A 12,895-nucleotide genomic window follows, 5' to 3' on the forward strand; every position below is an offset into this window, starting at 1 on the left:
TGTGATGAAGACGAGAACCACCGCGGCCCTGCTTTTCACGGCGCTGCTTGCCGGCCCCGTGCTGGCCGCCACCTGCGACATCGAGATCGAAGGCAACGACGCGATGCAGTTCAACAAGACCGCCATCGCGGTGCCGGCGAGCTGCAAGCAGTTCACCGTGAAGCTCAAGCATGTCGGCAAGATGCCCAAGGCTTCGATGGGCCACAACTGGGTGCTGAGCAAGGCCGCTGACGCGCCAGGCGTGGCGGCGGATGGCATTGGCGCAGGGCTGGACAAGGCCTATGTGAAGTCGGGCGATGCCCGTGTCATTGCCCATTCGAAGGTCATCGGCGGCGGCGAGACCGATGCCGTGAGCTTCGACGTGGCCAAGCTCAAGGCCGGCGACAGCTATGCCTGGTTCTGCTCGTTCCCCGGCCATGCGTCGCTCATGAAGGGCACGCTGACGCTGGTCAAGTAGCCGCACCGCCCAAAGGCATCAGCAGCACCACCTGCGTGTCGCCGGGCTGCGACTGCAACTGAAGCTCCGCGCCCAGGCGGCGTGCCCGCGCCTGCAAATTACGCAGCCCCGCGCCGCCGCTCACGCTGTGAACCGCGAAACCGCGGCCGTCATCACGCACGCTGAGTTGCAGTTCGGCGCCCGCGCGCGCCACCGTCACGTCCACGCGCCGGCCTGCGCTGTGCTTGAGCACATTGGTCAGCGCCTCCTGCAGGAAGCGCATCAGGTCCAGGCTCTGCGAGGGCGCGAGTTCGAGCGTGTCGATGCCCGAGACCTTCCATCGGCAGTCGATGCCGTTCGCGTCCAGCAGCTGCGCGCTGCGGTAGCGCAGCGGCGCCAGCAGCTCGCCGAGTGCGCGCGCACCGTCGTCGCGGCCCGTGGCGTCGATGATCAACCGCAGGTCGTCGCGCAGGCTTTTGAGCATGGCCAGCAGCTGCGGCGCGCTGAGGTTGCCGGGCGTGCGTTCCAGTGTCGCGATGCTGCCCACCAGCATGCCACCGAGGCCGTCGTGCAGGTCGCTCACGAGGTTGACGCGCTCGCCGATGCGTGCGTGCGCAAGTTCGAGTGCGTGCTGTTGCGCGAGCGTGGCCGCCAGCTCGGCCTTGGCGGCGTTCACTTCCTCGATCAGCTCGGTGTTGAAGTTCTCGATGCGCTTCAGGCTCTGCACGAAGCGCCCGGCCTGCGTGAGCGCCATGCCCAGCAGCAGCACGTACGAGGACATGGTCGTGTAGTAGATGTTGCTGTCGATCACCTGCGTGAACACCAGCAGGTCGTGCGCGCCCGTGAGCGCCGACACCGCCATGAACGGCGCGAGCGAACGCATCGGGCTGCCGCGGTGGCGCAGCGCGTGGAAGATGCCGGCGCTGTTCACGGCGATGATCGTGAGGCCGCCGACCAGGGTCCAGATCGCGCGGTGCGTGGGCAGGTTCGCGGTGCCTGCAAACCACAGGTCGAGCACACCGATGATTGCTATCGCGAACGCCACGATTTCGAGGCGCGGCAGGCGCCGCCCGGCAAAGCGCAGCACGAACACGCCATACGACACGCTGAAGAACAGCAGCAGCGAGGTGTTCAGCGCCTGCCAGCTGTGGTTGCTGGCAAAGGGCCAGGGGCTGGTGGCGACCTGGTTGTAGCCGAACAGCAGCCACAGCACCGACATCGCGGCGAACCAGCCATAGGCCGTTTCGCGCCGGCGCAGCAGCCACCACGCCGCGAAGAAGGCCGACACCGCCGCGCTGGTCGCCAGGCCGAACACCTGCAGGTCGCGCCGCATGAGCTGCTCGCGGCCGAACTCGGCCTGCAGGGCGGCGGGCGTGCCCAGGCTCACCGGCCCCAGCCCGGCCTGGTAGGCCGACAGGCCCGACACGCGCACCAGCAGCGTGTTGGTGCCGGCGCGCAGTTGCGGCGCGGCCAACAGCCAGTAGCGCGGCGAGTTCCACGCGCGCGTGAGCGGCTCGACCAGGCTGCGGTCGCGCCAGATCGCCGTGCCGTTGAGCGAGACCTCGCCGGCCATGTTCAGGTAGTGCAGCAGCAGTCCGGACTCGGTCACCGGCGCAGGCTGCTCCCAGGTCAGCCGGTACCAGACCACGCCGTCGAAACCGGGCCAGCGCGTGGCCCAGCTGTCGGGCAGGGCGACGGGCGTCCAGCCGTCGGTGGGCGGGGTCGTGTCGTCCCAGCCGGTGCCGCGTGCGGCTTCGGCGCGCAGTTCAGGAACAGCAGGTGTTTGTGCGTGTGCGCTGCCCGTCGAGAGCAGCAACCACAGGGCCCACAGCGCAAGGCCCGCGAAGAAGAACCTCAGCGCAGCAGGCCGTGCCGTCGTCCCTGGTAGATCGCCTCGGTGCGCGAGTTGACGGCCAGCTTGCGGTAGATGTTCTTGGTGTGGCATTCCACGGTCAGTCTGGAGATCGACAGCGCCTCCGCCATGTCGCGGTTGCTCATCCCTTGCGACACGAGCTCGAGGATTTTGCGCTCGCGCGGCGTGAGTGCGACGGGGGCCAGCGTCGGCGCGTCGAAGGGCGGCGGCGGGGCGGGCAACTGCGCCGCCACCCAACCGAGGATGCGGCGTGCGATGGCCGGGTCGATCGGCGCGCCGCCTTGCTCGATGCTGCGCAGCGCGATGCTGAGCTCCAGGTCGTCGCGTTCCTTCAGCAGGTAGCCGATGGCGCCGGCGCGCAGCGCCGCGAAGATCACGGCCTCGGTGCGCCAGGCCGAGATCACCACCGCGGGCACCAGCCGGTGGTGCACGTTCATCCACTCGATCAGGTCGACGCCGCTGCCGTCGGGCAGGCCGATGTCGACCAGCGCCACGCCGAAATGCTGCTGCTCCAGCAGCGAGCGCGCGGCGGCCACGCTGTCGGCCCAGGCGATCTGGGGCTCGTCGCAGCCGAGCGTGGACAGCACGTACGCCAAGCGCTCCCGCATCGCCGGATCGTCTTCGACCACCAGCGCAGGGCTCAGCGAGACCACTTCAACGTCTTCCAGGAGAGGGGCAGACATAGGACGACATTTTTGAGCCGTGATGTACGTGGTGCAACGTTTTTTCTTAAAAGAAACGACTGTTTCTAAAGTTCCTATTTGTATCTTGATGTTAATTCAACGCCGAGGCAAACCTAGTCGAGGATGACCCCACCACTCAGGTTGACTATTGCCCCGGTCATGGCGCCGGCCAGCGGCGACGCCAGGAACACCGCGGTGCCCGCCAACTGGTCCAGCGAGGGCAGGCGCGCCACGAGCAAGCCCTCGGGCCGCTCGGCCAGCATCTGTTCGACCGTGAGGCCGAGGCGCTCGGCCGCCGGGCGAAACACCTCGCCGCTGTGCGAGCCTGCGGCCACCGCTTCGGGAATCGCGTGCGAACGGATGCAGGCGGTGCGGATGCGAAAGGCTGCCAGCTCGCCCGCCATGTGGCGCGTGAGCCCCTCCACGCCGGCGCACGCCACGGCATGCCCGAGGTACCCCGGACCGGGTAGGCGCGAGGCGGGCGTCGACACCGACAGGATCACGGCGCCGCCGCGCGCCGCCATGTGCGGCGCCACGGCCTTGGCGGTGAGGAAGTTGCTGCGCGTGTAGGCGTGGACGGGGACGAAGTAGTCCTCCAGCGACAGCTCGGCCAGCGGCCGGCCCTGCACGTGGAAGATGCCGACGGCGTTGAACGCGAGGTCGATGCCGCCGGCCTGCTCGGCGACCTCGGCCGCGTGGCGCAGCATCGCGGCTTCGTCGAGCGCATCGACCACCGCGGCTTGCGCGCGGCCGCCGGCGGCGGTGATGTCTCGCACCACCGCATCGAGCTTGTCGCGGCTGCGGCCGGTGATGAACACATGGGCGCCTTCGCGTGCAAAGGCACGGGCGACGGCACCGCCGAGGGCTCCGCTGCCGCCGTGGATCACGGCGCAGCGGTCTTTCAAAGACTGAATGGTCGAGGGCATGAGCACTTCTCCTTGGAGTCTGGAAGGGCGACCTGCGACATGCAGGCGCTCGTTCCAAGGACGGCGCAGGCCCCGGCGATCCGACAGCCGTGTGTGTTTTTTTCAGACCTGCGGGATGCGCGGCGCGATCACGCCCGGGTCGTACCAGGTCACCGGGCGGATCTCGAACACGCCGCCCTCGAAGTCCAGCCGCCGCGCCGCATGCCGCGCCTCTTCGAGCGACTCGCACTCGACGATGTAGAGGCCCATGAGCTGCTCCTTCGTCTCGGCGAAGGGCCCGTCGGTCACCAGCGGATGGGCTGCGCCGGCGTGCCGCACCGTGGTGGCGGTGTCGGGCTTCAGGCGCAGCACGGTGCCGAGCCGGCCCGCGGCCTGCAGCTCGTCTCGCAGGTCGGTGTGGCGCTCGAGCATCTCGTCTTCGACCTCGGGCGCCCAGCCGGCCGCCGCAGCTTCGGAACCGTAGATCAGGATGGAATAGAGCATCGTTCGTCCTTTGCGTGGAGGGTGTCGGAGGAGGCGCCATTGCCGTGGGCTTCGAGGCGGTCGAGCAGCAGGCGGATGTGCGCGGCCTCGGCGGCGGTGCGGGCCAGCGCAAGCGCGTCGGCAAAGGCGCGGCGCGCATCGTCGGCGCGGCCCAGCTGCATGAGCAGGCCGCCGCGCAGGCCGTGAAAATGAAAGTACGCCGACAGAGGAACCGCCAGCGCATCGACCATCGCCAGCGCCGCCTCGGGCCCGCGCACCTTCGCCACGGCCACCGCGCGGTTGAGCGTCACCACGGGCGAGGGCTGCAGCCGTTCGAGTCCGGCGTAGAGCCGGTCGATCTCGGCCCAGTCGGTGTCGGCTGCGCGTGCAGCCCGTGCGTGCGTGGCCGCGATGGCTGCTTGCAGCTGGTACGGCCCGATGCGGCGCTGGCGCAGCGCGGCATCGAGCAGGGCCAGGCCTTCGTCGATCGCCGCGCGGTGCCAGCGCGTGCGGTCCTGGTCTTCGAGCAGCACGACCATGCCGTCGGCGTCGAGCCGCGCCTCGGCGCGCGCATGCTGCAACAGCAGCAGGGCGTACAGGCCGGCGGTCTCGGGTTCGTCGGGAAACAGTTCGCACAGCAGGCGCGCGAGGCGGATCGCCTCTTCGCACAGCGCGACGCGCACATGCGCCGTGCCGCCGCTGGCCGCATAGCCTTCGTTGAACAGCAGGTAGACCACCGCGCCCACGGCCGCGAGCCGCTCACCGCGATCGCGCACACCGGGCGCATCGAAGGGCAGGCTAGCCGCGGCCACGCGCTGCTTGGCGCGCGTGATGCGCTGCTCCATCGCGCGCTCGCCGACGAGAAAGGCGCGCGCGATCTCCGCCACCGACAACCCCGAGACGATGCGCAGCGCCAGCGCGATCTGCTGCGCGAGCGGCAACGCGGGGTGGCAGCAGACAAAAAGCAGGCGCAGCACGTCGTCGCGGTAGTGCGACTGGTCGAGCTGTTCGGCGAGGTCGGGGTCGAGGGCCGCGTCCGCATCGCCGTCATCGCCTTCAGGCAGCGGATCGTGCCGGTCGCGCCGCCGCAGCTCGTCGAGCGCTGCGTTGCGCCCCACGAGGATCAGCCACGCCAGCGGATCGTCGGGCGGCCCTTGCTCGGGCCAGTGCCGCAGCGCGCGCAGGCTGGCTTCCTGGAACCCTTCCTCGGCCGTGTCCAGGTCGCGGAAGTAGCGCAGCAGCGCGGCCACCGCGCGCGGTCGTGCGGCGGTCAGCGTGGTGGCGATCCAGCTCAGCTCGGTGGTGGTCATCGTCGGCGCCGTGCGTGTCGCTTCGAAGGAAGGTTCAACCCCAAGGACGCGCCAGTATGCGGCGGGCCGACAGCAGCGCGCAAAAAAAGTCCGCGTGGACAATGCGGCGCATGTCCGATCTCCACGCCCTGACCCGACAGTTCCCGCATCCCGGTCGGCTCGACGCCATCCTGCTGCGCCCCGCGCGGCGCACGCCGGTTCAATCGGTGGAGGAGGTGCTGGCGATCGAAGCGCTCGGCCTGGCAGGCGATCGCGCCAGCGCCGGGCGCGGCGGTGGCAAGCGACAAGTCACGCTGATCCAGGCGGAGCACCTGCCGGTTGTCGCGGCGCTCGCGCAGCGCATGGAAGGTGTCGACGCCGGCCTGTTGCGCCGCAACCTCGTCGTGTCGGGCCTGAACCTGCTGGCGGCACGTTCGTTGTTTCGCGACCAGCCGCTGGTGCTGGCGCTCGGGCCCGAGGTGCTGCTCGAGATCACCGGGCCTTGCGAGCCCTGCTCGCGCATGGAAGAACTGCTGGGCGCCGGTGGCTACAACGCCATGCGCGGGCACGGCGGCGTGACGGCACGGGTGCTGCGTGGCGGTGTGCTGCGCGTCGGCGATGCGGTCGCCTGCCGCGTGGGCAGCAGCACTACCTGAGCGCCAACCTACATCAGGTTGCGCAGCGAAGCCTCGATCGCTGCCGCCGTGGCCAGCGGCTTTTCCATCGGGAACAGGTGGCTGCCGTCGAGCATCGTGATGCGACCCTTGGTGACCTGCTCGGTCATCGCCATGCCCACCTGCTTCATCTCGACCGACTGGCGTCCGCCGATGAACGCCACCTTGCACTTCAGTGGATGGCGGCGCAGCAGCCCGCCCAGCGTGTGGGGAAGGGTGTTGTAGATGGCGGTTTCCACGTCGCGGTCGAAGCTCAGGGCGCGCGTGTCTTCGCTGTCGAAGGTGCCGTGGTCGATGTAGTCGTGCAGCACCTGCTCGTCCCACTTCGCGAACGCCTTCTTGCTGCGGAAGTGCTCGAACACCGCCTCGCGGTGCTCCCAGCTGTTGCGGCGCTTGCGGCTGGTGGCGCCGGGCGACATGCTCTTCATGAACGGCGTGCGCTTGACCACGTTGAGCGTGTTCGCGCGCCAGCCGCCGAGGATCGGCGAATCGATCAGCAGCACGCCGCGCGCCAGCTCGGGGTGGCGTGCCGCGCACATGAGGCTCAGGAAGCCGCCCAGCGAATGGCCGATGAGGAACACCGGGCCGCCCGCGCGGTCGGCGCGCAGCCTGGCGAAGTCGGCCAGCTGCTGCACCAGGTGCGGCCAGTTGTCGGTGACGGGGTACTTCGGGTCGTGCCCGAATTTCTCGATGGCGTCGACGTCGAAGCCCCGGTTGCGAAGGCTGTCGAGAACGACGCGGTAGGTGCTCGCCGGGAAGCTGTTGCCGTGCGAAAAGATGACAGGAGGCACGGACAGATTCAGATGAGCTTTTCGTCGGGCGTGGAGATCTTGCGCAGCGGGCTGTGGCGCGTGGCCGGCATGCGCAGTGGGTGGTCGGTGACGCCGTCGTCCCACACCGGGTCTTCGATGCTGTCGAACACTTCGCGCAGCTTCTGGCCCCAGCTGTTGTGCATCATGCGGTAGTAGGGGTTGTCGGCGTCGATGCAGATCACGCGATCGGTCTCGAGCTTGTTGGCCTCGTACACCACCAAGTCGAGCGGCAGGCCGACCGACAGGTTCGACTTCATGGTCGAGTCCATCGACACCAGCGCGCACTTGGCGGCTTCGTCCAGCGGTGTCTCGGGCGTGAGCACGCGGTCGAGCACGGGCTTGCCGTACTTCGATTCGCCCACCTGGAAGTAAGGCGTTTCAGTGGTGGCTTCGATGAAGTTGCCTGCGGCGTAGACGAGGAACAGGCGCATGCCTTCGCCCTTGACCTGTCCGCCGAAGATGAACGACACGTTGAAGTCGAGGCCCGCATGCTTGAGCGCCTCGGCATCGCGGTCATACACATGGCGCACGGCCGAGCCCAGCACGCGCGCGGCGTCGAACATGCTCTTGGCGTTCCAGATCGTGATGGGGTCGCCCTGCGAGCCGTCTTCGCGCGTTTCGCGCAGCTCTTCGATCTGCAGGATTTCGCGCACCGACTGCGAGATGCTCAGGTTGCCCGACGACAGCAGCACCATGACGCGGTCGCCCGGCTGTTCGTAGACGATCATCTTGCGGAAGGTGCTGATGTGGTCCACGCCCGCGTTCGTGCGCGAGTCGGAGAGAAACACCAGGCCGGCGTTGAGTTTGATGCCTACGCAATAAGTCATGGGTTCGCCTTGCAGGAACTGGGCCCGCTCATGCGGTACTGCGTTCACGTGCGTTCAGTTTCTGGAGGGCATAGAGCGCGTCGAGGGCTTCGCGCGGGCTCATGGTGTCCGGGTCGAGGGCAGCCAGCGCGGATTCTACGGCGCTGACCATGGGGGTTTCGGCGGCGGGCGGGGGCGCGAACAGGTCGACCTGCGCACGCGTTTGCGCATGCTGCGATTCGAGCGCGTCGAGTGCCTGTCGCGCATGGTTGACCACCGCCGCAGGCATGCCCGCGAGGCGCGCCACCTGGATGCCGTAGCTCTTGCTGGCCGGGCCCGGCTGCATCTCGTGCAGGAACACGATGTCGCGGCCTGATTCAGTCGCGCTCACGTGCATGTTCACGGCGCCATGGTGCGTGGCCGGGAACTCGGTCAGCTCGAAGTAGTGGGTTGCGAACAGCGTGAAGGCCTTGCTGCGGTCGTGCAGCTGCGCCGCGATGCCGGCCGCCAGCGCCAGGCCGTCGAAGGTGCTGGTGCCGCGGCCGATTTCGTCCATGAGCACCAGCGACTGCGCCGTGGCGCTGTGCAAGATCTGCGCGGCCTCGGTCATCTCGAGCATGAAGGTCGACTGCGCGTTGGCCAGGTCGTCGGCCGCGCCGATGCGCGTGTGAATGGCATCGATCGGCCCGAGCCGGCAGGCCGTGGCCGGCACGTGCGAGCCGATGGACGCCAGCAGCACGACGATCGCCACCTGCCGCATGTAGGTCGACTTACCACCCATGTTCGGCCCGGTGATGATCTGCATGCGCTGCTGCGGCCCCATCTGCGTGTCGTTGGCAATGAAGCTGCCCGACGACTTCTCGGCCAGCCGCGCCTCCACCACCGGATGGCGGCCTTGCTGGATCTCGATGCACGGGTGCGACACGAAGGTCGGCGCGCGCCAGTTCAGCGTGTGCGAGCGCTCGGCCAGCGCGCACAGCGCGTCGAGCGCGGCGATGCCGCCGGCCAGCTGCGTGAGCGCGGGCACCGACGGCTGCAGCGCGTCGAGCAGCTGTTCGTACAGCCACTTCTCGCGCGCCAGTGCGCGGTCTTGCGCGCTCAGTGCCTTGTCTTCGAAGGTCTTCAGCTCGGGCGTGATGAAGCGCTCGGCATTCTTCAGCGTCTGGCGGCGGCGGTAGTTGTCGGGCACCTTCGAGAGCGCGCTTTGCGTCACCTCGATGTAGAAGCCGTGCACCCGGTTGAACTGCACGCGCAGGTTGCTGATGCCGGTGCGCTCGCGCTCGCTGATCTCGAGCTTGAGCAGGAAGTCGTCGCAGTTCTCACTGATCTCGCGCAGCTCGTCGAGCTCGGCGTCGTGGCCGGTGGCGATCACGCCGCCGTCGCGCACCAGCGCCGACGGGTCGGGCTTGACCGCGCGCACCAGCAGGTCGGCGCAGCCCGGCGGCGGTGCGAGGCGTTCGGTGATCTGTGCCAGCAGCGCCGCGGCGCCCGGCAGCAGCGGCGCCAGTTGCTCGGCCTTCGACAGCGCGAGCTGCAACGCCACGAGTTCGCGCGGGCGCACCTGGCGAAGCGCAATGCGCGCCGCGATGCGTTCCACGTCGCTGGTGTTCTTGAGCTGCTCGCGCAGCGTGCGCCAGGGCGCAGCGGTGGCGCCGGGCCCGGGGGACTGCAGCGCGCCGATGGCGTCGAGCCGGCCCTGGGCTTCGCTGCGATCGCGGCGCGGCGAGAGCAGCCAGCGCTTCAGCAGTCGGCTGCCCATGCCCGTCATGCAGGTGTCGAGCAACGAGAACATCGTGGGCGAGTCTTCGCCGCGCAGCGTCTGCACCAGCTCGAGGTTGCGGCGCGTGGTGGGCGGCAGCTCGATCAGGTCGCCGTCGCGTTCCACCGACAGCCGCTGCACGTGCGACAGCGCGCGGCCCTGCGTGTGCTCGGCATAGCCCAGCAGCGCGGCGGCCGCGGCGTGCGCGTTGCCCAGCGATTCGGCGTTCCACGCCGCGAGGCTGTGGCTGCCCATCTGCTCGCTGAGCTTGCGCTCGCCCAGGCCGGGATCGAACTGCCACGCCGGACGCAGCGACAGCGTGAACGGCACGGCCGCACGCGCGGCCTTCAGGCGCTGCTCGAAAGCGGGCGTGACCTCGGCGCTGTACAGCAGCTCGCTCGGCGCGATGCGCGCGATCCAAGTTTCGAGTGCATCGGCCGGGCACTCGGCCAGCCGCAGCTCGGCACCCGTCACGCTGAGCCAGGCCAGGCCGCAGAAATTGCGTGTGCCTGCATGCACGGCGAGCAGCAGCGAATCGCTCTTGTCGTTGAGGAGTTCCGAATCGGTCAGCGTGCCGGGCGTGACCACCCGCACCACCTTGCGCTCGACCGGCCCTTTGCTGGCGCCGACCTCGCCCACCTGCTCGCAGATGGCCACGGATTCGCCGAGCTTGATGAGCCGCGCGAGGTAGGTGTCGACCGAGTGGAAGGGCACGCCGCACATCAGCACCGGCTGCCCGGCCGACTGGCCGCGCTGGGTGAGCGTGATGTCGAGCAGGCGCGACGCCTTTTCGGCGTCGGCCCAGAACAGTTCGTAGAAATCGCCCATCCGGTAGAACAGCAGCGTGTCCGGATGGTCGGCTTTGAGGCCCAGATATTGCGCCATCATGGGCGTGTGCCCGGAGAAGTCGCTGAGGGAAGGGGCGGGGTGGGCAGTCGTCGTTTTCACTCGGGCGATTATCGGGGACGGGCGAGCAGGGATCAGCCGACGGTCAGCGTGACCGGCTTGCCGATGCGGCTGAGCGCCGCAAGACACCTTTCCGGTTCCGAGGATGTGAACTTTGTCTGGAACTGACGCGGATCCATGGCGCGTCGTGGGTGCAGCCCAGAACTTTGAATCCGGAAGTTGCATCCGAACGTAGTCACGCGCATGACCGCGCGGACGCATAAGAACTTTGGAGGGAGACCCCAGTGAGCTTCGAGAACATCCGGAACCGATTTCAGGTGCCTGCCCGCAAGGGCGCCAGGGTGGTGGTGCGCGGGCAGACCGGCACCGTGACCACCGTGCGAGGGCTCACGCTGCGCGTGCGGCTGGACGGCATGCGGTGGTCGCAGCCGTACATGCCGGACGAGCTGCAATGGCTGCCGGCCGACGCGCCCGAGGCGCCCGAACCGGACGGGGAGGCCGAAGGCGACCACTGACGCGGCCGGCGGCCCGCACCGCCCCTCCTAAAATCCATCGGCGCAAACCCCGCGTGAAGAACAAAGGCGCCCATGGCCCCGTCGGATGAAATCAAAGGCCCTGCAGCGGACGCGCTCCCGGACACCGCCACCTTGCCCGCTGAACTCGCGGCGCTGTATCTGTGCATGTCGCCGGCCCAGCTGGCGGACCTGCGCAAGTCGAAACGGCCCGAAGGGCGCCCGGGCACGGGCAACAGCGGCCCGTCCGTCATCCGGCCCGTCGAAGGCACAGGCTGCGCCAAGGACCCGGCGCTTTACCAGCTCGGCACCTTGCGCGAATTTGCCAAGGCGAACGCCGCCCCTTCCGCCTTCGACACCGCGCTGAACACCGGCCTGCTGGGCTGGGTCAGCGCCAAGCTGCCTTTCTTTGCCGAGCGCGAGCCCCGCATCAAGCGCGGCAAGCGCGTGCTCATCGGCGGCGCCTGGGACCGCACCGATCCGTTGCGCGAGCAGCGCTTCGTCGCACTGGCCAAGGGCCGCATTCGCTTCACGTCGCTGACGTGTGCCGAAGCCGCGGCGAGCCTGTGGGCCGACGTGGCCAGCCACCGCGCACTCGCCGACCAAGGGCTGGCGTTGCTCAGCCGCGAGACGCAGGCCATCGAGGCCTCGCTCGCAGAGACGGCCGCCCTGGCCGCGACCGCATCGACCGATGCGGCCGCCTGAGTTCATTCCAAGTTCGAAGAGGGAAGCGCCCCGATGCTGATCAATTGCGTGGCCTATGAAAACGGCGCCAAGCTCGCCGACATTCCCGTCGAGGACATCAGCGAGTACATCTCCCGGCGCGGCTGTTTCGTGTGGGTGGCATTGAGCGACGCCACGCCCGAAGAGCTGGCCCAGATGCAGGAAGAATTCGACCTGCACCCGCTGGCCGTCGAAGACGCCCAGCATGGCCACCAGCGGCCCAAGGTCGAGGAGTACGGCGACTCGCTGTTCGTCGTGATGCACCTGGTCGAACCTTCGGGCGAAGGCGAGGGCGGGCACAGCGTGAATGTGGGCGAGGTCAACGTGTTCGTCGGAAAGAACTACGTGCTGTCGGTGCGCAACCGCAGCCAGCAGGGCTTCCTGGGCGTGCGCGAGCGTTGCGAGCGCGAGCCCGACCTGCTGCGCAACGGCGCGGGCTTTGTGCTGTATGCGCTGATGGACGCGGTGGTCGACCGCTACTTTCCGGTGATCGACGCGCTCGAGGTGGAACTCGAATCCATCGAGCAGCAGATTTTTGCGCAGGGCGGCGCGGCGCGCGACAAGATCAAGCAGCTGTACGACCTGAAGCGCCGCAGCCTCATTCTCAAGCGCGCGGTGGCGCCACTGGTGGAGGCGGCGGGCAAGCTGCACGGCGGGCGCGTGCCGCAGATCTGCGTGGGCACACAGGAGTACTTCCGCGACGTGGGCGACCACCTGGTGCGCATCAACGGCTCGATCGACGCGGTGCGCGACACCATTGCCACGGCCGTGCAGGTGAACCTCTCGATGGTCACCATCGAAGAGAGCGAAGTGACGAAGCGGCTCGCTGCGTGGGCCAGCATCTTCGCGGTGTGCACTGCGTTTGCGGGCATCTGGGGGATGAACTTCGAGCACATGCCGGAGCTGAAGTTTCGCTATGGGTATGCGATGGCGCTGGGGTTGATCGTCAGTACCTGCGGGTATCTGTATTACCGGTTCAGGCGCGTCGGCTGGCTTTAGGGGGATTTCTCCCTTCCGGGGAGGGTGGGGTGGGG

General features: G+C 68.5%; 13 protein-coding genes. 5 read left to right on the forward strand and 8 right to left on the reverse strand.

What is annotated here, in order from left to right; all coding sequences use genetic code 11:
- Nucleotides 1-4: 4 nt before the first annotated feature.
- Nucleotides 5-457: an azurin gene (gene azu / locus GFK26_RS16770; protein WP_153282947.1), complete on the forward strand. Its 453-nt coding sequence runs from the start codon at nt 5-7 to the stop codon at nt 455-457.
- Here azu and GFK26_RS16775 read toward each other — a convergent pair.
- The 5 genes from GFK26_RS16775 to GFK26_RS16795 all read right to left on the reverse strand — a co-directional run bounded on the left by GFK26_RS16775 (nt 450) and on the right by GFK26_RS16795 (nt 5,690).
- Complete coding sequence (locus GFK26_RS16775) at nt 450-2,252, reverse strand: sensor histidine kinase (protein WP_228121664.1); 1,803 nt, start codon at nt 2,250-2,252, stop codon at nt 450-452. The two genes, azu and GFK26_RS16775, sit on opposite strands and share 8 nt — an antisense overlap.
- Before the next feature lie 38 nt (nt 2,253-2,290).
- Nucleotides 2,291-2,992, reverse strand: a complete 702-nt coding sequence (locus tag GFK26_RS16780; protein ID WP_153282949.1) for a response regulator transcription factor — start codon at nt 2,990-2,992, stop codon at nt 2,291-2,293.
- Between the two features lie 113 nt (nt 2,993-3,105).
- The gene (locus tag GFK26_RS16785; RefSeq protein WP_153282950.1) at nt 3,106-3,918 is read right to left on the reverse strand and encodes an SDR family NAD(P)-dependent oxidoreductase; all 813 of its coding nucleotides are present in this window, start codon (nt 3,916-3,918) and stop codon (nt 3,106-3,108) included.
- A 102-nt stretch (nt 3,919-4,020) separates the two neighbouring features.
- Entirely contained in the window at nt 4,021-4,401 is a 381-nt protein-coding gene (locus GFK26_RS16790; RefSeq protein ID WP_153282951.1) for a YciI family protein, read from the reverse strand.
- Nucleotides 4,383-5,690, reverse strand: a complete 1,308-nt coding sequence (locus tag GFK26_RS16795) for an RNA polymerase sigma factor (protein WP_153282952.1) — start codon at nt 5,688-5,690, stop codon at nt 4,383-4,385. Before GFK26_RS16795 ends, GFK26_RS16790 begins: the two co-directional genes overlap by 19 nt.
- 110 nt (nt 5,691-5,800) lie before the next feature.
- Here GFK26_RS16795 and GFK26_RS16800 point away from each other — a divergent pair, with 110 nt between their 5' ends.
- Entirely contained in the window at nt 5,801-6,325 is a 525-nt protein-coding gene (locus tag GFK26_RS16800; protein ID WP_153282953.1) for an MOSC domain-containing protein, read from the forward strand.
- An 8-nt stretch (nt 6,326-6,333) separates the two neighbouring features.
- Here GFK26_RS16800 and GFK26_RS16805 read toward each other — a convergent pair whose 3' ends face one another.
- From GFK26_RS16805 to mutS, 3 genes are read right to left on the reverse strand one after another with little or no spacing between them, the layout of a single operon-like run.
- A complete protein-coding gene (locus GFK26_RS16805; RefSeq protein ID WP_194274127.1) occupies nt 6,334-7,140 on the reverse strand; it encodes an alpha/beta fold hydrolase in 807 nt (268 codons plus the stop codon).
- Nucleotides 7,141-7,142: 2 nt separating this feature from the next.
- Nucleotides 7,143-7,982, reverse strand: coding sequence for a proteasome-type protease (locus GFK26_RS16810; protein ID WP_153282955.1), 840 nt, complete (start codon nt 7,980-7,982; stop codon nt 7,143-7,145).
- 28 nt (nt 7,983-8,010) lie between these two features.
- Nucleotides 8,011-10,608, reverse strand: a complete 2,598-nt coding sequence (mutS, locus tag GFK26_RS16815; protein WP_194273891.1) for a DNA mismatch repair protein MutS — start codon at nt 10,606-10,608, stop codon at nt 8,011-8,013.
- A gap of 335 nt (nt 10,609-10,943) precedes the next feature.
- Here mutS and GFK26_RS16820 point away from each other — a divergent pair, with 335 nt between their 5' ends.
- The 3 genes from GFK26_RS16820 to corA all read left to right on the forward strand — a co-directional run bounded on the left by GFK26_RS16820 (nt 10,944) and on the right by corA (nt 12,860).
- Nucleotides 10,944-11,141 (forward strand): polysaccharide deacetylase, encoded by a 198-nt coding sequence (locus tag GFK26_RS16820; RefSeq protein ID WP_153282957.1) that lies wholly within the window; start codon nt 10,944-10,946, stop codon nt 11,139-11,141.
- A 132-nt stretch (nt 11,142-11,273) separates the two neighbouring features.
- The gene (locus GFK26_RS16825) at nt 11,274-11,843 is read left to right on the forward strand and encodes a hypothetical protein (protein ID WP_228121665.1); all 570 of its coding nucleotides are present in this window, start codon (nt 11,274-11,276) and stop codon (nt 11,841-11,843) included.
- A 33-nt stretch (nt 11,844-11,876) separates the two neighbouring features.
- Complete coding sequence (gene corA, locus GFK26_RS16830; RefSeq protein WP_153282959.1) at nt 11,877-12,860, forward strand: magnesium/cobalt transporter CorA; 984 nt, start codon at nt 11,877-11,879, stop codon at nt 12,858-12,860.
- Nucleotides 12,861-12,895: the final 35 nt, after the last annotated feature.

Source organism: Variovorax paradoxus (genome assembly GCF_009498455.1).
In the GTDB taxonomy this organism is placed as follows: domain Bacteria; phylum Pseudomonadota; class Gammaproteobacteria; order Burkholderiales; family Burkholderiaceae_C; genus Variovorax; species Variovorax paradoxus_H.

Bases quoted from the DNA above. Each gene is read 5' to 3' on its own strand.
- azu (WP_153282947.1), top strand. From the start codon at position 5: ATGAAGACGAGAACCACCGCGGCCCTGCTTTTCACGGCGCTGCTTGCC.
- GFK26_RS16780 (WP_153282949.1), bottom strand. From the start codon at position 2,992: ATGTCTGCCCCTCTCCTGGAAGACGTTGAAGTGGTCTCGCTGAGCCCT.
- GFK26_RS16785 (WP_153282950.1), bottom strand. From the start codon at position 3,918: ATGCCCTCGACCATTCAGTCTTTGAAAGACCGCTGCGCCGTGATCCAC.
- GFK26_RS16790 (WP_153282951.1), bottom strand. From the start codon at position 4,401: ATGCTCTATTCCATCCTGATCTACGGTTCCGAAGCTGCGGCGGCCGGC.
- GFK26_RS16795 (WP_153282952.1), bottom strand. From the start codon at position 5,690: ATGACCACCACCGAGCTGAGCTGGATCGCCACCACGCTGACCGCCGCA.
- GFK26_RS16800 (WP_153282953.1), top strand. From the start codon at position 5,801: ATGTCCGATCTCCACGCCCTGACCCGACAGTTCCCGCATCCCGGTCGG.
- GFK26_RS16810 (WP_153282955.1), bottom strand. From the start codon at position 7,982: ATGACTTATTGCGTAGGCATCAAACTCAACGCCGGCCTGGTGTTTCTC.
- mutS (WP_194273891.1), bottom strand. From the start codon at position 10,608: ATGATGGCGCAATATCTGGGCCTCAAAGCCGACCATCCGGACACGCTG.
- corA (WP_153282959.1), top strand. From the start codon at position 11,877: ATGCTGATCAATTGCGTGGCCTATGAAAACGGCGCCAAGCTCGCCGAC.